18 protein-coding genes and 1 riboswitch are annotated in these 21,570 nt (G+C 75.0%); of the genes, 9 read left to right on the plus strand and 9 right to left on the minus strand.

Features of this window, described 5'->3' with window-relative positions; translation table 11 throughout:
• Positions 1–76: 76 nt before the first annotated feature.
• Both ACFZBX_RS32330 and ACFZBX_RS32335 read right to left on the minus strand, forming a co-directional pair.
• Complete coding sequence (locus ACFZBX_RS32330; RefSeq protein ID WP_391537363.1) at positions 77–1,729, minus strand: amidohydrolase family protein; 1,653 nt, start codon at positions 1,727–1,729, stop codon at positions 77–79.
• A 14-nt stretch (positions 1,730–1,743) separates the two neighbouring features.
• Positions 1,744–3,051 carry an amino acid deaminase gene (locus ACFZBX_RS32335; protein ID WP_391537364.1) on the minus strand — a complete coding sequence of 436 codons (1,308 nt, stop codon included), beginning with the start codon at positions 3,049–3,051 and terminating at the stop codon, positions 1,744–1,746.
• A gap of 181 nt (positions 3,052–3,232) precedes the next feature.
• Here ACFZBX_RS32335 and ACFZBX_RS32340 point away from each other — a divergent pair, with 181 nt between their 5' ends.
• From ACFZBX_RS32340 to ACFZBX_RS32355, 4 genes are all read left to right on the plus strand, one after another.
• Positions 3,233–4,492, plus strand: coding sequence for a sugar kinase (locus ACFZBX_RS32340; RefSeq protein ID WP_391537365.1), 1,260 nt, complete (start codon positions 3,233–3,235; stop codon positions 4,490–4,492).
• Positions 4,489–5,241, plus strand: coding sequence for an IclR family transcriptional regulator (locus tag ACFZBX_RS32345; RefSeq protein ID WP_391537366.1), 753 nt, complete (start codon positions 4,489–4,491; stop codon positions 5,239–5,241). The genes ACFZBX_RS32340 and ACFZBX_RS32345 overlap by 4 nt, the downstream gene beginning before the upstream one ends.
• A 47-nt stretch (positions 5,242–5,288) precedes the next feature.
• Positions 5,289–5,696: a RidA family protein gene (locus ACFZBX_RS32350; protein WP_376139037.1), complete on the plus strand. Its 408-nt coding sequence runs from the start codon at positions 5,289–5,291 to the stop codon at positions 5,694–5,696.
• Positions 5,697–5,856: 160 nt separating this feature from the next.
• Positions 5,857–6,612: a DUF2470 domain-containing protein gene (locus tag ACFZBX_RS32355; RefSeq protein ID WP_391537367.1), complete on the plus strand. Its 756-nt coding sequence runs from the start codon at positions 5,857–5,859 to the stop codon at positions 6,610–6,612.
• Positions 6,613–6,642: 30 nt separating this feature from the next.
• Here the strand turns inward: ACFZBX_RS32355 and ACFZBX_RS32360 are convergent, their stop codons facing one another.
• Complete coding sequence (locus ACFZBX_RS32360) at positions 6,643–8,241, minus strand: APC family permease (protein WP_391537368.1); 1,599 nt, start codon at positions 8,239–8,241, stop codon at positions 6,643–6,645.
• Positions 8,242–8,620: 379 nt separating this feature from the next.
• Entirely contained in the window at positions 8,621–9,637 is a 1,017-nt protein-coding gene (locus tag ACFZBX_RS32365) for a peptidoglycan DD-metalloendopeptidase family protein (RefSeq protein WP_391537369.1), read from the minus strand.
• A gap of 3 nt (positions 9,638–9,640) precedes the next feature.
• A riboswitch (cyclic di-AMP (ydaO/yuaA leader) is annotated at positions 9,641–9,803 on the minus strand.
• Positions 9,804–10,115: 312 nt separating this feature from the next.
• Here ACFZBX_RS32365 and ACFZBX_RS32370 point away from each other — a divergent pair.
• Entirely contained in the window at positions 10,116–11,642 is a 1,527-nt protein-coding gene (locus ACFZBX_RS32370; RefSeq protein ID WP_391537370.1) for an MFS transporter, read from the plus strand.
• A gap of 37 nt (positions 11,643–11,679) precedes the next feature.
• Here the strand turns inward: ACFZBX_RS32370 and purB are convergent, their stop codons facing one another.
• Positions 11,680–13,110, minus strand: a complete 1,431-nt coding sequence (purB, locus tag ACFZBX_RS32375) for an adenylosuccinate lyase (protein ID WP_391537371.1) — start codon at positions 13,108–13,110, stop codon at positions 11,680–11,682.
• Positions 13,111–13,228: 118 nt separating this feature from the next.
• Here purB and ACFZBX_RS32380 point away from each other — a divergent pair, with 118 nt between their 5' ends.
• Complete coding sequence (locus ACFZBX_RS32380; RefSeq protein WP_391537372.1) at positions 13,229–15,418, plus strand: HelD family protein; 2,190 nt, start codon at positions 13,229–13,231, stop codon at positions 15,416–15,418.
• Here ACFZBX_RS32380 and ACFZBX_RS32385 read toward each other — a convergent pair.
• From ACFZBX_RS32385 to ACFZBX_RS32395, 3 genes are all read right to left on the minus strand, one after another.
• Entirely contained in the window at positions 15,415–15,861 is a 447-nt protein-coding gene (locus ACFZBX_RS32385) for a MarR family winged helix-turn-helix transcriptional regulator (protein ID WP_391537373.1), read from the minus strand. The genes ACFZBX_RS32380 and ACFZBX_RS32385 overlap by 4 nt on opposite strands.
• Before the next feature lie 118 nt (positions 15,862–15,979).
• The gene (locus ACFZBX_RS32390) at positions 15,980–16,366 is read right to left on the minus strand and encodes a DUF3037 domain-containing protein (RefSeq protein WP_391537394.1); all 387 of its coding nucleotides are present in this window, start codon (positions 16,364–16,366) and stop codon (positions 15,980–15,982) included.
• A 140-nt stretch (positions 16,367–16,506) separates the two neighbouring features.
• A complete protein-coding gene (locus ACFZBX_RS32395) occupies positions 16,507–17,262 on the minus strand; it encodes a HipA family kinase (protein WP_391537374.1) in 756 nt (251 codons plus the stop codon).
• A gap of 147 nt (positions 17,263–17,409) precedes the next feature.
• Here ACFZBX_RS32395 and ACFZBX_RS32400 point away from each other — a divergent pair, with 147 nt between their 5' ends.
• Entirely contained in the window at positions 17,410–18,768 is a 1,359-nt protein-coding gene (locus tag ACFZBX_RS32400; RefSeq protein ID WP_391537375.1) for an NAD(P)/FAD-dependent oxidoreductase, read from the plus strand.
• 39 nt (positions 18,769–18,807) lie between these two features.
• On the opposite strand, the gene ACFZBX_RS32405 is transcribed toward ACFZBX_RS32400, so the two are convergent.
• The gene (locus ACFZBX_RS32405) at positions 18,808–20,172 is read right to left on the minus strand and encodes an aminotransferase class I/II-fold pyridoxal phosphate-dependent enzyme (protein ID WP_391537376.1); all 1,365 of its coding nucleotides are present in this window, start codon (positions 20,170–20,172) and stop codon (positions 18,808–18,810) included.
• A 34-nt stretch (positions 20,173–20,206) separates the two neighbouring features.
• Here ACFZBX_RS32405 and ACFZBX_RS32410 point away from each other — a divergent pair, with 34 nt between their 5' ends.
• Together ACFZBX_RS32410 and ACFZBX_RS32415 are read left to right on the plus strand one after the other, a co-directional pair.
• Positions 20,207–20,908 carry a pyridoxamine 5'-phosphate oxidase family protein gene (locus ACFZBX_RS32410; protein WP_391537377.1) on the plus strand — a complete coding sequence of 234 codons (702 nt, stop codon included), beginning with the start codon at positions 20,207–20,209 and terminating at the stop codon, positions 20,906–20,908.
• Positions 20,909–20,921: 13 nt separating this feature from the next.
• Positions 20,922–21,569 (plus strand): FMN-binding negative transcriptional regulator, encoded by a 648-nt coding sequence (locus ACFZBX_RS32415; RefSeq protein ID WP_391537378.1) that lies wholly within the window; start codon positions 20,922–20,924, stop codon positions 21,567–21,569.
• The last annotated feature ends 1 nt before the right edge of the window (position 21,570 follow it).

A 21,570-nucleotide genomic window follows, 5' to 3' on the forward strand; every position in this document is an offset into this window, starting at 1 on the left:
GTTGGGATTCACGCGGCTTTCATCCATTCACTCGGGTTCACGGAAGCGGGGACGCTCGACGCCATCGGACCGGGCCTCATACGGCCTCGGCCCCCCGCTCGGTGCGGCGCAGCGCCCGGCCGGGGCGCGCACCCGTGGCGCGGCCCCCTTCGACCACGGCGGTGCCGTTCACATAGACGTGCTCGATGCCGGCGGCGGGCTGCCTGGGCTGCTCGAAGGTGGCGGTGTCCTGGACGCGGTCGGGGTCGAACAGGACCAGGTCGGCGTGGTACCCGGCGGCGATCCGCCCGCGCCGGTGCAGGCGCAGCCGGCCGGCCGGCCGGCCGGTCATCCGGGCGACCGCCTCCTCCAGCATCAGCACGCCCAACTCCCGGACGTAGCGCGCCAGGTAGCGCGGGAAGGTGCCCCAGGCACGCGGGTGCGGCCGGGCGCCGACCAGCAGCCCGTCGCTGCCGACGGTGTGCGCGCGGTGGCGCATGATCGCCCGGACGTTCTCCTCGTGGCCGACGTGCTGGAGGATGGTGGTGGCCAACTCGTCACGGAGCAGCAGGTCGAGGAAGACCTCGGTGCCGCTGCGGCCCTGTTCGACGGCCAGTTCGGCGACGGTCCGGCCGACCGCGTCGGCGAGTTCGGGTGCGCCGACGCCGGAGAGCTGGATGGTGGCCCAGTCGGTGACCACCCCGTGGCAGCCGTCGCTGCCCTTCTCCTCCACCTCGTAGCGGATCCGCTCGCGCGCCGCCGGGTCACCGAGGCGGGCCAGGGTGGCCTGCGGGCCACCCTCCGTGGCCCAACCGGGCAGCAGGGCGGCCAGGGTGGTGGAGCCGGGCAGGTAGGGGTAGCTGTCCAGGGTGAGGTCCACGCCCTCGTCGAGCGCCCGGTCGACCAGGTCCAGCAGTTCGCCGGCCCGGCCCTGGTTGACGCCGAAGTTCATGGTGGCGTGGGTGAGGTGCAGCGGGCAGCCGGACCGCCGGGCGATCTCGACCATCTCCGCGTACCCCTCCAACGCGCCCGCGCCGTAGGAGCGTTGGTGCGGCGCATGGAAGCCGCCGTATCCGGCGACGACCCGGCAGAGCTCGACCAGCTCCTCGGTTCCGGCGTACATCCCGGGGGTGTACGTCAGGCCGCTGGACATGCCGACCGCGCCCTCGGCCAGGCCCTGCGCCAACAGCTCGCGCATCCGGTCGAGTTCGGCCTCGCTCGGGGCACGGTTCTCCCAGCCCATGGCGAGCATCCGCAGCGAGCCGTGCGGCACCAGGTAGCAGGCGTTGACGGCGGGGCCGGTGCGGTCCAGCCGGTCCAGGTAGCCGCCGACGGTCCGCCAGTCCCAGTCGAAGCCGTCCGGGTCGCCGTTCCAGCCGGCGATCTGGCGGCGCAGCGCGGGCAGCGTGGTGTCGTCGACCGGTGCGTAGGACAGGCCGTCCTGGCCGAGGACCTCGCAGGTCACGCCCTGGGTGACCTTGGCCTGGTGCTCGGGTTCGCGCAGCAGGGCGAGGTCGGAGTGGGCGTGCATGTCGATGAACCCGGGGGCGAGCACCAGCCCGTCCGCGTCCACCGTCCGGGCCGCGGCGCCCACGGCGGTCCCGGCGCCCGTGACCTCGACGATCACCCCGTCGGCGATCCGGACGTCCGCCCGGTACCGCCCGGCGCCCGTGCCGTCGACGACCGTGGCACCCCGGAACACCGTGCCCCGTACGGTCGCACGCCGCTCGCCGCTCCGTGCGTCGCTCATTCCCGCATCGCTCATCAGAAGAACGTCCTGACCAGCCCGGTGACCTTCGGCTCGGCCGCCGAGGCGTCGTCCAGCACCGGGATCAGCGCCCACTTGTCGAAGGCGGTGCACGGGTGCGAGATCCCGAGCCGCAGCACCGCGCCGACCGGGGCGAGGTCGCCCGCGTCGCGCAGGAAGGCGTGCTGGTCGTTGAGCGCGGTGATCCGCGCCGCCGTGCCGGTCAACTCCGCGCCGCCCCGCACCGACTGCGGCTCCGGCAGGCCCTCGTCGAACGGCAGGTCGCGCTTGCCGGCGTCCAGCAGCGCCAGCTGCGGCTCGGGCCGGGACACCACCCGGGCCCAGCCGTGCAGCGCGGAGCGCAGGGCGTCCCCGTCCTGCCCGGCCCCCCGGGAGAGCGGTGAGATCCCCCGGTAGAAGCCGTCGTCGTGCGCGATGTACGCGCCCGAGCGCAGCACCACGAACGCCTCCGGCAGGGCGCCCAGCTCCTCGGCCACCAGGTCGAAGTAGGCGCTGCCGCCGGCCGTCACCACCGGCGCGGACCCGTCCGCGTACCGGCCGGCGAGCCGCCCGTGCAGCTCGGCCAGCGACCGCAGGTAGCCGCGTACGGCGGCGAGGCCGCCCTCGCTCGCGTCGTGCGCCAGCGCGCCCTCGTAGCCGCCGATGCCGGCCAGCCGCAGGGTCGGCGCGCTCCGCACGGCCTCGGCGATCGCGACCGCCGCGTCGACGGTGCGCGCGCCGGTGCGGCCGCCCGGGCCGCCGAGTTCGACCAGCACCTCGACCGGGCGCTCGGCACCGGCGGCACGCAGCGCCTCGTCCATCAGCCGGACGCTCTCGACCGAGTCCACCCAGGAGGCGAAGGCGAAGTCCGGGTCGGCGGCCAGCTCGCCCGCCAGCCAGCGCAGGCCCGCCGGGTCGAGCAGCGAGTTGGCCAGCAGCACCCGGCGCACGCCGAAGGCGCGGGCGACCCGCAGCTGCGGCAGGTTGGCGAGGGTGATGCCGTGGCTGCCGACGGCCAGCTGCGCCTGCCAGAGCGCGGGCGCCATGGTGGTCTTGCCGTGCGGGGCGAGTGCCACGCCGGCCTCGGCGCACCAGCGGGCCATGGTCCGCAGGTTGTGGTCGAGCGCTCCCGCGTCGAGGGTGAGCAGCGGGGTGCCGAGGTCGGCGAGGGCGGGACCGGTGTCCAGGTACCGGCGGACGGTCAGGCCCGCGGCCGCCGGTGGCAGCGCTTTGAACCGCCAGTCGAGCGTCTCCTCGGCCAGGGCCGCCACCTTGCCGGTGTCGAGCCCGGGGCCGGTGCCGCTGCTTGCGAAGGTCTGGTCCACCGTCTTCCTCCATCTGCCATGTTGCAACATACGCAATGAGGGTTGCATATGCTGGCAACACGGTTCTAGCATCGGCGCCGGACGAAGGTCAACGACAGCCACCCGCAGCACGCGGGTCAGGCAGGCTCGCCACAGCACCCCCCACCCCGGCCGGGCCGCAGCACTCCGAGGAGCCCAGCAGATGCCACGCCAGGACGCCGCCGCGAGCCCGGGCACCCCGCCGCCCGGCCATCCGACGGCCGCCCCGTCCGCGACCGCCCCGTCCGCGACCGGCCCGGCATCCGCCGTCGAGCCCTCCGGCCCCGCCCCGGAGCCGCAGGGCACCCCGCTCGCCGTCTGCGTCGGCGAGTCGATGGCCGTCCTCCTCCCGGACCGGCCCGGACCGCTGGAGTCCGTGGAGAACTTCAGTCTCTCGGTCGGCGGCGCCGAGTCCAACGTGGCCGGCGCCCTGAGCGCCCTGGGCGTGCCGAGCGCCTGGATCAGCCGGGTCGGCGACGACGGCTTCGGCCGCCGGCTGCTCGGCGAACTGACCGCCCGCGGGGTGGACGTCTCGGCGGTCGCCGTCGACCCGCACCGCCCGACCGGCCTCTACCTCAAGGAGGTCGGCGGCAGCACCGGCGAGCGCCACGACCTCGGCCCGGGCCGCAGCCGGCTGCACTACCACCGGCGCGGCTCGGCCGCCGCCGCCCTCTCCCCGGCCCTGCTGGCCGACCCGGCCGCCGCCCGGATGCTGGCCGGGGCCCGGCTGCTGCACCTGTCCGGCATCACCGCCGCACTCTCCGACGACTGCCTCGCCCTGCTCCGCGCCCTGCTCGCCGACCGCCGCCCCGGCCGGCTGGTCAGCTTCGACCTCAACTGGCGCCCCGCGCTCTGGCGCGAGCGCGACCCCTCGGTGCTGCCGCCGCTGCTGGACGCCGCCGACCTGCTGCTGCTCGGCGCCGACGAGGCCGAGACCGCCTTCGGCACCGGCGACCCGCTGGAACTGCGCCGGCGCTTCCCCTCCCCCGCCACCGTGGTGGTCAAGGACGCCGCCCGGCTGGTCACCGCGGTCGAGCGCGACGGCGCCACCGTCACCGAGCCGGCGCTGGCCGTCGAGGTGGTCGAGGCGACCGGCGCGGGGGACGCCTTCGCCGCCGGCTACCTGGCCGGCACCGTCCGCGGCCTGGACCAGCGGCGCCGCCTGCGGCTGGGCCACCTGAGCGCGGCCTGCGCGCTGACCGCCCACGGCGACCAGGCCGAGCTGCCGCCCGCCGAGGTGGTCGAGGCGCTGCTCGACGCCGCACCCGAGGACTGGGCGGCCACCCGGGTCTCCGCGGATGGCATCGTGTCTCCTGTCCTGCCCGCACCGACCGCCCCCGCGCACACCACGGCGACCGCCGCCCCCGAGGGCGGTGCCGCCGACCCTCGACCGGCCGCCGCCCCGGCCCTTGGAGCACCATGAGCCAGACCGTCACCCGCGCCCTGCGCATCCTCGCCGAGCTCGGCGAGGGCGAGCGTTCCCTGGACCAGCTGGCCGAGGTGCTCGGCGTGCACAAGACGACCGTGCTGCGACTGCTCCAGTCCCTCGAAGAGGAACGATTCGTCTACCGGGACGCCGGTTACCGCTACCACCTGGGCGCCGGGCTGTTCGCCCTCTCCGGCCTGGCCCTGGAGCAGCGCGGGATGCGCCGGATCGCCGCCCCGCACCTGGCCGAGCTGAACGCCGCCACCGGCCAGACCGTGCACCTGGCCGCGTACGAGGGCGGCGAGGTGGTCTACATCGACAAGTACGACTCCCGCCACCCGGTGCGGATGTACTCGCGGATCGGCCTGCGCGCCGCCCTGCACAGCGCCGCCGTCTCCAAGGTGCTGCTCGCCGACCTGCCCGCGCCGGAGCGGCGCCGGGTGGTGGCCGGGATCGACTTCGTCCCGCACACCCCCCGCACCCTGGCCACGCCCGAGGCGCTGCTCGCCGAACTGGAGAAGGTCGCCGTCCAGGGCTGGGCGCAGGACCACGCCGAGCACGAGGCGTTCATCAACTGCGTGGCCGCGCCGATCCGGGACGCCAGCGGCCGGGTGGTCGCCGCCGCCTCGATCTCCGTCCCGGACGTCGTCCTGCCCTACGAGCAGGTGCTGGAACTGCTGCCGGCGCTGCTCGCCACCACCCGGGCGATCTCCGCCGACTGCGGCCAGGTCCCCTACCACCCCTGACTCCTGAACCACCCCCGACCGCACCCCACCAAGGAAGCGAAACCCGCATGAGCGACAAGACCGAGATCCGCACCGACGGCGCCCCCGCCCCGGCCTGGATGTTCTCCCAGGGCGTCCGCAAGGGCCCGATCCTCCAGGTCTCCGGCCAGGGCCCGCAGGACCCGGCCACCGGCGAGTACCTGTACCACGGCGACGTGAAGGCGCAGACCCGGCGCACGCTGGAGAACGTCAAGGCGATCGTCGAGGCGGGCGGCGCCACCGTCGAGGACGTGGTGATGTTCCGCGTGTACCTCACCAAGCGCGCCGACTTCCCGCTGATGAACGAGGTCTACGCCGCGTTCATCGAGGAGAACATCAAGCCGGGCGGCGTGAAGCCCTGCCGCACCACGATCTTCGTCGAGCTGCCGCAGGAGCCGATGCTGGTGGAGATCGACGCCCAGGCCGTCATCGGCTGACCTCCGCCGACCCCCGTCAGCGGATTCGCAAGGGCCCGGACCTCACGTCCGGGCCCTTGCGCGTCCGCCCCGACGGCAACGCCTTGCCCTCCCCCTCACAACTGATTAGGTTAGGCTCACCTAACCAACAGGCAGGCAGCCCGCCGGAGGTCCCGAACCCATGAGCCCGCACCCCCACGACGCCGAGACCGCCACGGCCGCCGAGGCCGCCGCGACCCCCGAGCCGAGCGCCGCCGAGCGGATCGGCAGCCTGCTCACCGCCACCTCCTCGGTGGTCCTGCGCGCCGGCGGCGAGCAGCACGAACTCACCACCCCCGTCTCGGTGCACGGCTCCCGGCTGCGGCTGCGCGCCCCGCTCGACGCCCCGCTGACCGTCGCCGCCGCCCGCGAGCAGGACGGCCTGCCCGTCGTGCTCGACCTCACCGACATCGCCCCGGTGGCCGTCCGCGACCGGGTCCGCGGCCGGCTCACCCTGGCCGGCCGGCTCCACCTCGCCCACCTCGCCGACGACGGCCTCAGCGTCCACCTGCGCCTGGACGTCGCCCACGCGGTGCTCTCCACCCCGTACGGCACCACCGCGATCACCGGCGACGACCTCGCGGCCGCCGCTCCCGATCCGCTGGCCCGCTTCGAGGCCGGCCTGCTCACCCACCTGGCCGACGACCACCCGGACGCGCTCACCATGCTCACCCGGCTGCTCGACCCGGCGCTGCTCGTCGAGTTCCCCGCCGTCCGCCCGCTCGCCCTCGACCGCTACGGCCTGGTGCTCCGCCTGGACCACCCGCACGGCCACCGCGACGTCCGCCTGGTCTTCCTCGAACCGGCCCGCGACGCCGACGAGTTCGGCCACCGGGTGCACCAACTGCTGGCCGCCGCCGAGCAGACGCTGCCCGCCCGCCTGCCCCGCCTTCGCTGACGGCCCCGCCCCGAACGGGCTGACGATCCGTCACGCACCCGCCGGCGCCTCGCCGTCGGCGCGCTCCGCCGCGTCCTCCAGGACGATCCGCCCCATCCGGGCGTACCGCTGCGGCCGGCGGGCGCGCATCCACAGTGCCAGCGCGATCCCGCCCAGGAAGGTGCCGATCACCAGGTACGGGATCAGCCGGAACAGCAGGGTGCCGGCGGCCGCCCCGGCGGCGGCGTCCCGGTGGACCACCAGCAGCACCACCACCCCCGCCATCGCCACCCCGCCCGCCAGCGGCGCGACCAGCGTCCGGAACCAGTGCCCGGTCTCCGGATGCCGGCCCTGCACGTGGAACCAGCCGACCACCGCGAACGAGCAGAGCGTCTGCACGATCAGGATCGCCATCGTCCCGAGCAGCGCCAGCAGCGTGTAGAGGTGCGTGTAAGGGTCCATCCCGGCCACCAGGAACCCGGCCACCAGCGCCGCCCCGAGCACCGACTGGACCAGCGAGGCGATGTGCGGCGAGCCGTGCCGCGGATGGGTCCGCCCGAGCGCCGGGTGGATGAACCCCTCCCGCCCGATCGCGTACAGGTACCGCGCCGCGCACTGGTGGAAGGCCATCGCGCAGGCGAACGAACCGCTCACCACCAGCCACTGGAACACCGTGACCGCCCAGCCGCCGAAGTGCGCGCCGAGCGGATCGAAGAACAGGCTGTTTCCGTCCTTGCCGGGGACCAGTCCGTTGGCGACGTCCACCGCGTGCCGGGCCCCGTTGCCGGAGACGATCATCCAGGAGACGAAGACGTAGAACAGCCCGACCCCGATCACCGAGATCAGCGTCGCCCGCGGCACCACCCGCTTGGGATCACGGGACTCCTCGCCGTACATCGCGGTCGACTCGAAGCCGACCCAGGAGCAGAACGCGAAGAACAGCCCCAGCCCGGCGCCTCCGCCGGAGCCCACGCCGCGGAAGGCGTTCAGCGGATCGAGCGCCTCCCCGACCATCCCGTCCGGCCCGCCGCCGGTGAACAGCACGGCCAGCGAGACGGCGCCCAGCACGGTGACCTCCAGCACCAGCGCCACTCCGAGCACCCGCGCGGTCAGGTGCAGGTCGAACCAGGCCATCACCCCGATCACCAGCAGCCCCAGCGCCGCGTACCAGCCCCAGGGCAGCTCCACCCCCAACTGCGCCGCGACCAGCCCGCGCAGCGCGTAGGCGAAGAAGCCGACGACCGCCGCCTCGAAGACGATGTACGCCAGCACCGCCAGCAGCCCCGAGGCCATCCCGACGACCCGGCCCAGCCCGTGCGAGATGTAGCCGTAGAACGTCCCGGCGGCGGTGAGGTGACGGGCCATCGCCACATAGCCGACCGAGAAGACCGTGAGCACCAGGGTCGCGAAGACGTACGCGGCGGGCGCGCCCGCACCGTTGCCCTGGCCGACCACGATCGGGAGGTTGCCGGTCATCGCGGTGATCGGCGCCGCCGTGGCGACCGCCATGAACACCACGCCCGCCAGGCCGACCGAGTCCGCCTTCAGCCGGTCCACCCCCGCTCCCGGCGCGGCACCCGCTTCCGGGCCCGCCCCCGCTTCCGGCTCCGCGCCCGACCGCTGCCCCGTGTCCCCGCGCTGGACGGCCATCCGGCCTCCTTCACCCGCCGTGGCTGTGCCGCCCGCCGGACCGGCCGGGCGATGACTGCCCGACAGCATCCGCAATCGCCGCACCGGCCGCAAAGCGCGCCGACCCGGCGTCACCACCACCCGGTTGACGCCGTGTTCGACCGGGCCGCGCGCCGTTCGAGCGGCCCGCGCCCCGACCGGGCGGGCCGGTCACGACGACGGCCGGCCCGGCTCGCGAGGGAGGTCTCGCGAACCGGGCCGGCCGGACGGGCGTGTCCCGCGCCCGTCGATCCGCTTGAGGTGCGGCGATCACCCGGTCTAGCGGTCACCCGACATGACCATTCCGGGAGAGTCGTTTCGCCCCGCACCCAGCGGTGGCGGAGATGATCCGACCCGAGGGTCAGATCGCGACGCCGTGCGCCCGCAGGTAGGCGATCGGGTCGACGTCCGAGCCGTACTCCGAGCCGGTGCGGATCTCGAAGTGCAGGTGCGGGCCGGTCACGTTGCCGGTGGCGCCGGAGAGGCCGATCTGCTGGCCGGCGGTGACGGTCTGACCGATCTTCACACCGATCGAGGAGAGGTGCGCGTACTGGGCGTACTTGCCGTCGGCGAGCTTGATCTCGACCTCGTTGCCGTAGGCGCCGCCGTTGCCGGCCTTCACCACGGTGCCGGCCCCGACGGCGCGCAGCGGGGTGCCGGTGGGGGCGACGAAGTCAACGCCGGTGTGGTGGCCGGAGGACCACATCGAGCCGGCCACGCCGTAGGCGGTGCCGAGCTTCGGGTTGGCCAGCGGGGCGAAGAAGCCGGAGGTGGAGGCGACCGGGGCCGCGACCGGGGCGACGGCCGCCGGAGCGGCGGGCTTCGCGGCCGGAGCGGCCGGCTTGGTGGCGGGCGCGGCCGGCTTGGTGGCCGGAGCGGCGGGCTTGGTGGCCGGAGCGGCCGGCTTGGCGGCCTGGGCGGCGGGCTTGGTGGCCGGAGCAGCCGGCTTGGCGGCCTGGGCGGCGGGCGCGGCCGACTTGGCGGCCGGGGCAGCCGGGGCGGCCGGAGCGGCCTTGGTCCCGAGCGCGAGCTTCTGGCCCGGGAAGATCAGGTTCGGGTTGGCGCCGACGACCGAGCGGTTGTGCTCGTACAGCGCCTGCCAGCCGCCGTTGACGTTCTTGGCGGCGGCGATCTTCGACAGGGTGTCCCCGCCGACGACCTTGTAGCTCTCCTCGACCGGGGCGGCGGCCGGAGCGGCGGCCTGGGCGGCGGGAGCGGTCTGCGCGGCCGGGGCGGCGGGCTTGGCGGCCGGGACCTCGTGCGCCTGGGCGCTGACGGTGGTCACCAGCGGAAGGGCGAAGGCGGCGCCGGTGACGGCGGTGGCGATGCCGATGCGGGCGGCGCGGGGCAGGGCGATACGACGAGCCTGTGCGGGCATGGAAGATGTCCTCTCCGACGCCTGCGAGGTGAGCTGTCGGGTTCGGGCTGGAGTTGCCCGGCCGCGTAAAGGCGGCTTCACCCCAAGCCGGACCTCGGAATTCGGGTCCGGCGACTTACCTGTGGGTCCCCCGCTCCTGCCGTACAGAGTTCGTTGCGTACCACCGGGCAGCGGCAGGACTAGGCGTTCCACCCGGTGGCCACCCGGGCTGACGCCGGGCGGTCGCTGAACTAAAACTCATCCGTTCGGGTGAAGCAATGTCGATCTCCGCGACCCGGGACCAAAGTCCGCAGCACGGTGACGCTCCGCAGAAAAGGCATGCACAGTACGCACACAATCCATTTACGCCGCGCACGTGATCCACGACCCTGCGCACATTCCGGAACCAGTACGCACACGATCACTCACGGAGCGGACATTCCGCGACACACCCCCGGTGACCCTTGTCACGTCCGCCCTGCGGGGCGGACCATGGGCCGTGGCCACCTCCGAGGCCGGCACCCTGCGGTTGGGCACCGCGCAGGGTCGCCGGGTACTTCTGGCGACGGTGCTCGGCTCCAGCATGGTGATGCTCGACGGAACCGTCGTGAATGTCGCGCTGCCCCGGATCGGCGCCGACCTCGACGCCCAAATCGACGCCCTGCAATGGACGCTCAACGCCTATCTGCTCACCCTGGCGGGCCTGATCCTGCTCGGCGGCGCCCTCGGCGACCGGTACGGCCGACGCCGGGTCTTCCTGCTCGGCGTGGTCTGGTTCGCCGCCGCCTCCGCGGCCTGCGCCGCGGCGCCGACCATCGAGGTGCTGAACCTGGCGCGCGCCGTGCAGGGCGTCGGCGGCGCGCTGCTCACCCCGGGCTCGCTGGCGATGCTCCAGGCGGTCTTCCACCCCGAGGACCGCTCGGCGGCGGTCGGCCTCTGGTCCGGGCTCGGCGGGGTGTCGGCGGCGGTCGGCCCGTTCCTCGGCGGCTGGCTGGTGGACGGCCCCGGCTGGCGCTGGATCTTCCTGCTGAACCTGCCGCTGGCTGCCCTGGTGGTGGCGGTGTCCGCCCGGCACGTGCCGGAGAGCCGGGACGAGTCCGCGACCGGCCGCTTCGACGTGCTCGGCGCGGTGCTGGCCGCCCTGGCGCTGGGCACCGTCACCTATGCGCTGACCGCCGCCGGCACGGGCCTGTCCGCCGCGGTCTGGGGCACCGGCGCGGCGGGCCTGCTGCTCGGCGCCGCCTTCGTCGCGGTCGAGCGCCGCGCCCCGGAGCCGATGCTGCCGCTCGGCCTGTTCGCGTCCCGGCTGTTCACCGCCGTGAACCTGGTCACCCTCGCCGTCTACGCGGCGTTCAGCGGCGTCTTCTTCCTCCTGGTCCTCCAACTGCAGATCGTCTCCGGGTTCTCCCCGCTGGCCTCCGGGCTGGCCCTGGTGCCGATCACCGTGATCATGCTGGCGCTGTCCGCCCGGGCCGGCCGGCTGGGCAAGCGGATCGGCCCCCGGCTGCCGCTCACCGTGGGCCCGCTGCTCTGCGCGGCCGGGGTGCTGCTGATGCTGCGGATCGGCCCCGACGCCTCGTACTGGACGGACGTGCTGCCGGCCGCCGCGGTGATGGGCAGCGGCATGGTGCTGCTGGTCGCACCGCTGACGGCCACCGTGCTGGCGGCGGTGGACGTGCGGCACGCGGGCATCGCCAGCGGGGTCAACAACGCCGCGGCCCGGGCGGCCGGCCTGCTGGCGGTCGCCGCGCTGCCCGCGCTGGCCGGCCTCAGCGGCGACGACTACCAGGTGCCGGACGCGGTCGACTCCGCCTTCCGCGTCGCGATGCTGATCTGCGCCGGACTGCTCGTGGCCGGCGGGCTGATCGCGCTGGCCACCGTGCACGGCAACGTACTGGCCCCGGAGGACGAGCACCCGGTCGCCGAACCGGACTGCCGTTACGCCTGTGCCACCAACGCCCCGCCCCTCGACCCCGGCCACCCGGCCGCGACCTCGGCCGAACACGGCGAGGGCCCCGCCGCGTGAACCCGCGACGAGGCCCTGCCGAACACCCGACGAACCGTCAGAGGATGTCGCCCGGCGCGTACTTGGCGGCCTCCGGGTACGCGGCCGCGACGGCCTCGACCTGGCGGACGACCTCGGCGACCTGCGCGCCGGCCGCGCCCGTGAAGGACAGCTTGTCGGCCAGCAGCGCGTCCAGCGCGGCCCGGTCCAGCGGGATCCGCCCGTCGTTCGCCAGCCGGTCCAGCAGCTCGTTCTCCCGGGCACCGGCCCGCATCGCGAGCGCGGAGGCGACGGCGTGCTCCTTGATGACCTCGTGCCCGGTCTCCCGGCCGACGCCCGCGCGCACCGCGCCCATCAGCACCTTGGTGGTGGCCAGGAACGGCAGGTAGCGGTCCAGCTCGGCCTCGACCACGGCCGGGAAGGCGCCGAACTCGTCGAGGACGGTCAGGAAGGTCTCCAGCAGGCCGTCGAAGGCGAAGAAGGCGTCCGGCAGCGCGACCCGGCGGACCACCGAGCAGGAGACGTCGCCCTCGTTCCACTGGTCACCGGCCAGCTCGCCGGTCATCGACGCGTAGCCGCGCAGGATGACGGCCAGGCCGTTCACGCGCTCGCAGGAGCGGGTGTTCATCTTGTGCGGCATCGCCGAGGAGCCGACCTGGCCCTCCTTGAAGCCCTCGGTCACCAGCTCGTGGCCGGCCATCAGGCGGATGGTCTTGGCCAGGCTGGACGGCGCGGCGGCCAGCTGGACGAGGGCGGTCAGCACCTCGAAGTCCAGCGAGCGCGGGTAGACCTGGCCGACGCTGATGAGCACGTTCTCGAAGCCGAGGTGCGCGGCGACCCGGCGCTCCAGCTCGGCCAGCTTGTCGGTGTCGCCGCCGAGCAGGTCCAGCATGTCCTGCGCGGTGCCGACCGGGCCCTTGATCCCGCGCAGCGGGTAGCGGGCGATCAGCTCCTCCAGGCGGCGGAAGGCGACCAGCAGCTCGTCGGTGATCGACGCGAAGCGCTTGCCCAGGGTGGTGGCCTGCGCGGCCACGTTGTGCGAGCGGCCGGCCATGACCAGCTCGGCGTGCTCGGCGGAGAGCCGGCCCAGGCGGACCAGCACGGCGACGACGCGGTCACGGACGTGCTCCAGCGACTGCCGGATCTGCAGCTGCTCGACGTTCTCGGTCAGATCCCGGGAGGTCATGCCCTTGTGGATCTGCTCGTGGCCGGCGAGGTCGCTGAACTCCTCGATGCGGGCCTTGACGTCGTGCCGGGTGACCCGCTCGCGGGCGGCGATGGAGCCGAGGTCGACCTGGTCGATCACCCGCTCGTAGTCGGCGACGGCGGTGGCGGGCACCTCGACGCCGAGGTCCTGCTGGGCCTTCAGGACGGCGAGCCAGAGGTGGCGCTCGAGGACCACCTTGTGCTCGGGGGACCAGAGCTGGGCCAGGGTCGCCGAGGCGTACCGGGAGGCCAGGACATTGGGGATCTGGGGCTTCGCGCTCACGCTTCGCAAGCCTAACAGCCGAGGTCAGCCGGAACGGCCCGGGCTCGGGTAGGCTGGGACACTTGAGCACCCTTCACCAAGCATCCCACAAACTCCTCACCGCAAGGATACCACGTCCATGAACGGATCTCCAGCGGTTCCCACCCGTCCGGCCGAAACGGACGACCCCCTCGCCGAGGCGATGCGCGCCGAACAGGCCTGCCTGACGGGCCTCTACGGCCATCTGGACACCGCTCGCGAGCGCGCCCGCCGGGCCCTGGCGGCGGCCGGCCGCGAGGCCGGCCCCGGCGGCACCCACCAGGCCCGGTTGGAGCGCGAACTGCGCGCCGCCGAGGCCGCCCGCCGCGCCGCCCGGCTGGACGCCGTCGAGCACGGCCTCTGCTTCGGCCGCCTCGACCACCGCGACGGCACGGTCCGCCACATCGGACGGGCCGGCCTGACCGACGAAGCGGCCGGGACCTACGAGCCGGTGCTGGTCGACTGGCGCGCCCCCGCCGCCCGCCCCTTCTACACCGCCACCCCGGCCGCTCCGGGCGGCCTGGTCCGCCGCCGCCACCTGCACACCCGCGGCCGCACCCTCACCGGGCTGGACGACGAGGCGCTCGACCTGGCCGGCCTCGACGAGCCGAGCCGGCGCGCCCTGGTCGGCGAGGCCGCGCTGCTGGCCTCCCTCGACCGCGCGCGCACCGGCCGGATGGCCTCGGTGGTCGCCACCATCCAGGCCGAGCAGGACCGGGTGATCCGCGCCCCGCTGCCCGGCGCCCTGGTCGTCCAGGGCGGCCCCGGCACCGGCAAGACCGTCACCGCCCTGCACCGCGCCGCCTATCTGCTGTACACGCACCGTGCGGTGCTGGAGCGGCGCGGCGTCCTGGTGGTCGGGCCCAACCCGGCGTTCCTGCGCTACATCGAGCAGGTGCTGCCCGCGCTCGGCGAGACCGAGGTGGTGCTGAGCACCGTCGGCGAGCTGTTCCCCGGGGTGCGGGCGACCGCCGAGGACCGGCCGGCCGCCGCCGTGGTCAAGGGCGGGCCGTGGATGGCGGACGCCGTCCGGCGCGCCGTCGAGGCCCACCAACTGCTGCCCGCGGACGGACTGCTGCTCGGCGAGCACCTGTGCCTGCCCCATCGGGCCTGCGCCGGGGCCCGGGAGGCCGCGCGCGGCCTGCGCCTGCCGCACAACCGGGCCCGCGGGTTCTTCCTGCGCACCCTGCTCGACGCCCTCGCGGTGGAGCAGGCGCTCTCACTCGGCCGCCCGTACGACGAGGAGGAGGCCCGGCACGCCCCCGGCGAACTCTGGGAGCAGCCGGCGGTCCGCGCCGCGCTCGACGCTCTCTGGCCGGTCCTGACGCCGCAGCGGCTGATCGACCGGCTGCTCTCCGACCCCGCCCTGCTGGCCGCCGCCGCCCCGGGGCTCTCCCCCGCCGAGCACGCCGCCGTCCTGCGCCCGCCCGGCTCGCCGTGGACCACGGGGGACGTCCCGCTGCTCGACGAGGCGGCGGAACTCCTCGGCGAGGACGGCGCCGCGCTCCGCTCCCGCGCCCGCGCCGCCGAGCGCGCGCTGGACGAGGAACTGGCCTACGCCGAGGGCGTGCTCACCGTCACCGGCCAGCGGGAGGACGCCACCCTGGACGCCGCGCTGCTCGCCGGGCGTTTCCGCGACAGCGGCCCGGAGCGCACCACCGCCGAACGCGCCGCCGCCGACCGCACCTGGGCGTACGGGCACGTCGTGGTCGACGAGGCGCAGGAGCTGTCCGCGATGGCCTGGCGCACGGTGCTGCGCCGGGTGCCGACCCGCTCGCTCACCATCGTCGGCGACCTCGCCCAGACCGCCTCACCGGCCGGGACCAGGTCGTCCTGGGCCGAGCTGCTGAACCGCGAGCTGCCGGGCCGCTGGCGCGAGGAGCGGCTCACCGTCAACTACCGCACGCCCGCCGCGATCATGGCACCGGCGGCGGCGGTGCTGCGCGCCCACGCCCCCGGCCAGGAGCCGCCCGAGGCGGTCCGGGAGACCGCCGAACGCCCGCGCGTCGTCCCGGTCCCGGACGGCGGCTACGCCGCGGCACTGGTCGCGCTGCCCGCCGGTCCCGGCACCCTCGGGGTGATCGCCCCCGACGCCGGCGCCGCCGAACTGGGGGCGCTGACCGTCCGCGCGGCCAAGGGCCTGGAGTTCGACGCGGTCGTGGTGGTCGACCCGGCCGCCCTGCTCGCCCAGGGCCCGGCGGACCTCTACGTCGCCCTCACCCGCGCGACGCAGCGCCTCACCCTGCTCCACCACACCCCGCTGCCGCCCGCCCTCACCATCAACAACTAGGGCGTGCGCCCGCTGAGCACCGGGAGGACCTGGAGGCAGATCGAGTGCAGCGCCGCACGCTGCTCGCCGTCGAGGCTCTCGAAGGCCTGGTGGGTGCGGGCCATCTCGCCGCGGATCAGCGCCAGGATCTCCCGGCCCTGCTCGGTGATGACCACGATCTTGACCCGCCGGTCGCCCGCCGAGGCCTCCCGGCGGGCCAGGCCCAGCGACTCCAGCCGGTCGACGATCCCGGTCACGTTGGAGGCGTCACAGCCCAGCCGCCCGGCCAGCGCGCGCATCGGCACCGGTTCCTGGACGGCACCGAGCGCCTTGGCCTGCGAGGAGGAGAGACCGTGCCGGGCCGCGGCGGCCGCGAAGTCCTGGAAGTACGCACCGCCGACTGCGGCCAGCGCCTCCATCAGCTCGGCGTTGGTCGGTACGGTCGTGCTCGTCGTCGAACCCATGGGCTCAGCGTACGACCAACTGCTTCAGTAACTCAAGATTTGATCACGGCAAAGGTCCGCCGCCGAACCGCCGCCCGGATCACCGTCCGAACCGTCGGCGTCCGGGAAACACTCCTGCTCAGAGCACCAGCTGGTCGAACAGCCGGCGCAGCTCCGTCTCCGGGTCGGCGGTCAGCCCGGTGTGCACCGGGCCCGGCTGCACCACCGCGCTGCGCGGCGCGGTGAGCCAGCGGAACCGCTGCCCCGGGCTGTCCGCCGCGGCCGGACCGGCCTGCGGCCCGCCCGCGCAGACCGCCTCGATCCCGTGCAGCGCCCGCCGCACCGCGGAGACGTCCGCGACCGGGTCCAGCGCCAGCAGCCGCGCCTGGTCCAGGTGGGTCCGCGCGGCCAGGTGGGAGCCGTGCCGGCAGTAGAGCAGCACGCCCACGTTGACGCACTCGCCGCGCTCCACCCGGGGCACCGCCCGGATCACCGCGTACTCGTACTCGTGCAGCTCGGCCCGGATCGGCAGCGCCGAGCGCGCCGCCTCGCCCGCCCGGAGCTCGGACGGCCCGGTGTCCGCCGACCAGGACAGCCGGGACCCGGTCCGGCGGGGCCCGGACAGGTGGGACTCGGAGAGGCCGAACTCCTCGAAACCGGACCCGGTCATGCGGACACCTCCGGCAGCCAGTCGCGCGGACCGGCCAGTCGCGCGGTCAACCGGTCGCGGTACGCCTCGCGCACCGCCCCGGGCGAGTCGAACCCGGGCTCGTCCGTCAGCCAGACGTCCGGGATCCGCTCCACCGCCTCCCCGATCGCCGCCTCGGCCAGCGGCGCGAGCGCCTTGTCGGCCGCGAGCAGGTCCGGCTCCGCGCCCAGCAGCGCGTGGTCGGAGGCGTCGTACGGACGCCGGGCCCAGCCGGCCGAACCCGCCCAGTGGTGGTGGAAGATCAGGCTCGCGCCGTGGTCGATCAGCCGCAGGCCGCCGGTGGCGACCAGCAGGTTGGGGTTGCGCCAGGAACGGTCGACGTTGCCGATCAGCGCGTCGAACCAGAGCACCTGCCCGGCCAGCCCGGCGTCCACGTCGAAGCAGACCGGGTCGAAGTTGAGCGCGCCGCTGACGAAGGCCATGCCCAGGTTGAGGCCGCCGCTGGCCCGCATCTGGTCCTGGATCTGCGGGTCCGGCTCGCTGCGGGCCAGCACCGGGTCCAGGTCGACGGTCACCAGCTCGGGCACCGGCAGGCCGAGCCGCCGGCCCAGCTCACCGGCCAGCACCTCGGCGATCAGCGCCTTGCGGCCCTGGGCCGCGCCGACCCACTTCAGCGCGTACAGCCGCCGGTCGTCGGCCTCGACCAGGCCCGGCATCGAGCCGCCTTCTCGCAGTGGCGTCACATAACGGACCGCCGTCACCTCGGGGAGCACGCCGGACAGCCTATCGGGCATATGCACGGGGCGGGTGTCACCCGGCACGCTCGCCCGCCCGGGTCGTCCCGGTGGCAGCCCCGGCTGCTCCGTGCGAGTGTGGCGGACAGTAATCAGGGCACCCGACGGCACTGTGAGGGACGCACGATGGAACGAGCCCGGATCCTGATCGTCGGCGGCGGCTTCGCCGGACTGGAGTGCGCACGCCGCCTGGAGCGCAGGCTCTCCCCCGCGGAGGCGGAGATCTCCCTGGTCACCCCGTTCAGTTACCAGCTCTACCTGCCGCTGCTGCCGCACGTGGCCGCCGGGGTGCTCACGCCCCAGTCGGTGGCCGTGTCACTGCGCCGCTCGCTGCGCCGCACCCACATCGTCCCCGGCGGCGCGATCGGCGTGGACCCGGCCTCCAAGGTCTGCGTGGTCCGCAAGATCACCGACGAGGTGGTCGCGCAGAAGTACGACTACCTGGTGCTGGCCCCCGGCAGCGTCACCCGCACCTTCGACATCCCCGGCCTGACCGACTACGCGCGCGGGATGAAGACCCTCGCCGAGGCGGCCTACGTCCGTGACCACGTGATCGCCCAGCTCGACCTCGCCTCGGCCTCCCCGGACCAGAAGGAGCGCGAGTCCCGGCTGCAGTTCGTGGTGGTCGGCGGCGGCTACGCGGGCACCGAGACCGCCGCCTGCCTCCAGCGGCTCACCACGGCCGCCGCCCACCGCTACCCGCGGCTGGACGCCCGGCAGATCAAGTGGCACCTCATCGACATCGCGCCGAAGCTGATGCCCGAACTGGGCGACGCCCTCGGCACCGCCGCCCTGGAGGTGCTCCGCGAGCGCGGCATCGAGGTGTCGCTGGGCGTCTCGGTGGCCGAGGTCGGCGCCGAGTCGGTCAAGTTCACCGACGGCCGGGTGCTCCCCTGCCGGACGCTGATCTGGACGGCCGGCGTCGCGGCGAGCCCGCTGATCGCCACCCTGGACGCCGAGACGGTGCGCGGGCGCATCGCGGTGACGGCGGAGATGCGGGTGCCGCAGTACGAGGGCGTCTTCGCGCTCGGTGACGCCGCCGCCGTCCCGGACCTCGCCAAGGGCGACGGCGCGGTCTGCCCGCCGACCGCCCAGCACTCGGCCCGCCAGGGCCGGGCGGTGGCCAGGAACGTGATCGCCGCGCTGCGCAACCAGCCGCTGGAGCCGTACTACCACAAGGACCTCGGCCTGGTCGTGGACCTCGGCGGCAAGGACGCCGTCTCCAAGCCGGTCGGGGTGGAACTGCGCGGTGTGCCCGCCCAGTTGGTGGCCCGCGGCTACCACCTGATGGCGATGCGCACCAACGCCGCCAAGTTCCGGGTCGGCGCCAACTGGCTGCTCAACGCGACCGCCGGCGACGACTTCGTGCGCACCGGCTTCCTCGCCCGCCAGCCCGCCCGGCTGCGCGACTTCGAGTACACGGACGCCTATCTGACCAAGGACCAGGTCAGGGAGCACGCCCAGGCACTGCTGGCGAAGGGCTGACCGGCCCGGCCGCTCCTCCCGGGCACGCCCGGGAGGAGCTCAGACCAGCCGCGACGCCGCGCCGTCCGCCCCCCGCCCCGCGAACCCCTCCACCCCGCCGAGCACCGCCGCCAGGTCCCCGGCCAACCGGTGGGCGTCCGCCGGGTCGAGCCGCGCCACGGTGATCCGCAGCCCGGGCGGCGACTGCAGCCGGTAGCGCGCCCCGGGCGCCGCGACCCAGCCGCGCTGGACCAGCGCGGCGAGCGCGACGGCCTCGTCCGGCACCGGCACCCAGACGTTCAGCCCGCTCGCCCCGTACGCCGCGGTCCCCCGCTCGGCCAGCGCGCCGATCAGCGCCTCCCGGCGCGCCCGGTAGGCGGCGGCCACCCGTCCGACCGGCGCCGCGTCGGCGCGCCACAGCTCGGCCACCGTGTGCTGGAGCAGGTGGCTGACCCAGCCGGCCCCCAGCCGCTGGCGTCCCAGCACCCGGCCGATGGTGTCCGCGTCCCCGACCGCGACCGACAGCCGCAGGTCCGGCCCGTACGCCTTGGCCGCCGAGCGGACCACCGCCCAGTGCGCCGACCCGGCGCCGGCCAGCGGGTGGTAGGGCAGGTCGACGATGCCGTGGCCGTGGTCGTCCTCGATCAGCAGCACGTCCGGGTGGGCGGCCAGCACCGCGCGCAGTTCGGCGGCCCGCCCGGCGGTGAGCGCGGCGCCGGTCGGGTTCTGCGCCCGGCTGGTGACGACCACCGCCCGCGCGCCGGCGTCCAGCGCCTCGGCGAGCGAGCCGGGCAGCGGGCCCGCGTCGTCGAGCCGGACCGGCACGGTGCGCAGCCCGAGCGCCGGCAGCAGGTCGAGCAGGCTGCCCCAGCCCGGGTCCTCGACCGCGACCGCGTCGCCGGGGCGCAGCCGGGTGACCAGGATCCGCTCGATGGTGTCCAGCGAGCCCGAGGCGACGGCGACCGGCCCGGACGGCAGGCCGTCGGCGGCGAAGCCCTCGCCGGCCAGCGCGAGCAGCCCGGGGTCGGCGGCCGGGTCGCCGTAGCGGACCGGGGCCCGGCGGGCGGCCTCGGCGGCGGCGGCCAGGGCCGCGGTGAGGTCGGGCAGAAGCGCCGGGTCGGGGTTGCCGTCGGCGAGGTCGCGGGCGTGCGGGGGGACCGGCAGGCGGATCTGGTCGCGCGGGGTGTGGGCGGGGCGCGGACGGATCCGGCTGCCCTTGCGTCCGGCGGTCTCGATCACGCCGCGGTCGCGGAGCAGCCGGTAGGCGGCGGCCACCGTGTTGGGGTTGACGCCGAGTTCGGCGGCGAGGTCGCGCAGCGGCGGCAGCGGCGTCCCGGGGGCGAGCCGGCCGCTGCTGACGCCCTGTTCGACCTCGGCCGCGATCTCGCTGGCACGCCGACCGGTGATCCGATAGTCTCCTAGCACAAAGAATATTATGCACTAGTACATAGAGGTTGTCATGTCGACCACTCCGGACGGCGGCACGTCCTACCCCCGCACCCCGCGCACCACCCCCACCCGCTACAAGGACCGCGCCACCTGGGAGCGCGAGGCGATCCACGCGATCCTGGACGCCACCTACCTCTGCCACCTCGGCTTCGTCGCCGACGGGGCGCCGGTCGTGCTGCCCACCATCCACGCCAGGGTCGGCGACCGCCTCTACGTGCACGGCTCCACCGGCAGCCGGCCGCTGCGCGGGGCCAGGGGCGGGCAGGGCCTGCCGGTCTGCGTCACCGTCACCCTGGTCGACGCCCTGGTGCTGACCAAGTCGGCGTTCAACCACTCGGTCAACTTCCGCTCGGTGGTCGCCCACGGCACCGCGTACCAGGTCACCGACCCCGAGGAGCTGACGGTCGCGCTGGACGCGCTGGTCGACCAGGTGGTCCCCGGCCGCTCCGCCGAGGTCCGCCCGGCCAACGCCAAGGAGCTCGCCGCCACCGCCGTGATCCGCCTCGACCTCGACGAGGTCTCCGCCAAGACCCGGGCGGACCTCGCCGACGACGACGCCGAGGACCTCGCCCTGCCGTACTGGGCCGGCCTCGTGCCGGTCACCAGCGGCTACGGCGCGCCCGTGCCGGACGCCTCCACCACCGTGCCGCTGCCCGCGAACCTCGCCGCCCTCACCGCCCTCGACTCCCGCACCGCCCCGCGCGACGCCTGACCGGAGGACCCCGATGCTGATCCGCTCCTGGGACCGCGGCGACGAGGCCGAATGGCGCGCCTGGCTCGCCGAGGGCCGCGACTTCGGGCTGCTCGCCGCCAACGGCGGGCCGGGCCAGGGCCCGGTGCTCGTCCCCACCCACTTCCTGCTGGACGCCGGCCGCGGCGAGATCCTGCTCCACCTGGCCGCCCCCAACCCGCTGCTCGCGGCCGTCCGGGCGGACCCCGAGGTCACGCTCGCGGTCACCGACGACTACGCCTACGCCCCCGGCCACTGGCGCGGCGAACCCGGCACCCCGACCAGCTACTACGCCTCCGTGCACTTCCACGCCACCGCCACCCTGGTCGAGGACCCGGCCGGCAAGGCGGAGATCCTCAACCGCCAGCTCGGCCACTTCCAGCCGGAGACCCCCGGGCTCCGGGTGGCCCCCGGCGAGGGGCCGCTCGGCCGGCTGCTCCCCGGCCTGACCGGGCTGCGGCTGACGGTCCGCGAGGTGCGCGCCAAGTTCAAGTACGACGACAAGAAGCCGGCCGCCGAGCAGTACGCGCTGGCCGACCGCCTCGCCGACCGCGCCCGCCCGCTGGACGCCGGAGCCCGTACCCAACTACTCCGCCGCAACAGCCGCAGGGCCGACCGCGCCGCCGCCCGCACGGCGACCTGAC

It is taken from the genome of Kitasatospora sp. NPDC008115, assembly GCF_042957205.1.
Classification (GTDB): Bacteria; Actinomycetota; Actinomycetes; order Streptomycetales; family Streptomycetaceae; genus Kitasatospora.

What these genes read in the sequence shown, in the direction of transcription:
- ACFZBX_RS32330 (WP_391537363.1), bottom strand. Translation starts at nt 1,729, where the DNA reads ATGAGCGACGCACGGAGCGGCGAGCGGCGTGCGACCGTACGGGGCACG.
- ACFZBX_RS32355 (WP_391537367.1), top strand. Translation starts at nt 5,857, where the DNA reads ATGAGCCCGCACCCCCACGACGCCGAGACCGCCACGGCCGCCGAGGCC.
- ACFZBX_RS32380 (WP_391537372.1), top strand. Translation starts at nt 13,229, where the DNA reads ATGAACGGATCTCCAGCGGTTCCCACCCGTCCGGCCGAAACGGACGAC.
- ACFZBX_RS32360 (WP_391537368.1), bottom strand. Translation starts at nt 8,241, where the DNA reads ATGGCCGTCCAGCGCGGGGACACGGGGCAGCGGTCGGGCGCGGAGCCG.
- ACFZBX_RS32350 (WP_376139037.1), top strand. Translation starts at nt 5,289, where the DNA reads ATGAGCGACAAGACCGAGATCCGCACCGACGGCGCCCCCGCCCCGGCC.
- ACFZBX_RS32400 (WP_391537375.1), top strand. Translation starts at nt 17,410, where the DNA reads ATGGAACGAGCCCGGATCCTGATCGTCGGCGGCGGCTTCGCCGGACTG.
- ACFZBX_RS32365 (WP_391537369.1), bottom strand. Translation starts at nt 9,637, where the DNA reads ATGCCCGCACAGGCTCGTCGTATCGCCCTGCCCCGCGCCGCCCGCATC.
- ACFZBX_RS32410 (WP_391537377.1), top strand. Translation starts at nt 20,207, where the DNA reads ATGTCGACCACTCCGGACGGCGGCACGTCCTACCCCCGCACCCCGCGC.
- ACFZBX_RS32415 (WP_391537378.1), top strand. Translation starts at nt 20,922, where the DNA reads ATGCTGATCCGCTCCTGGGACCGCGGCGACGAGGCCGAATGGCGCGCC.
- ACFZBX_RS32340 (WP_391537365.1), top strand. Translation starts at nt 3,233, where the DNA reads ATGCCACGCCAGGACGCCGCCGCGAGCCCGGGCACCCCGCCGCCCGGC.
- ACFZBX_RS32385 (WP_391537373.1), bottom strand. Translation starts at nt 15,861, where the DNA reads ATGGGTTCGACGACGAGCACGACCGTACCGACCAACGCCGAGCTGATG.
- ACFZBX_RS32345 (WP_391537366.1), top strand. Translation starts at nt 4,489, where the DNA reads ATGAGCCAGACCGTCACCCGCGCCCTGCGCATCCTCGCCGAGCTCGGC.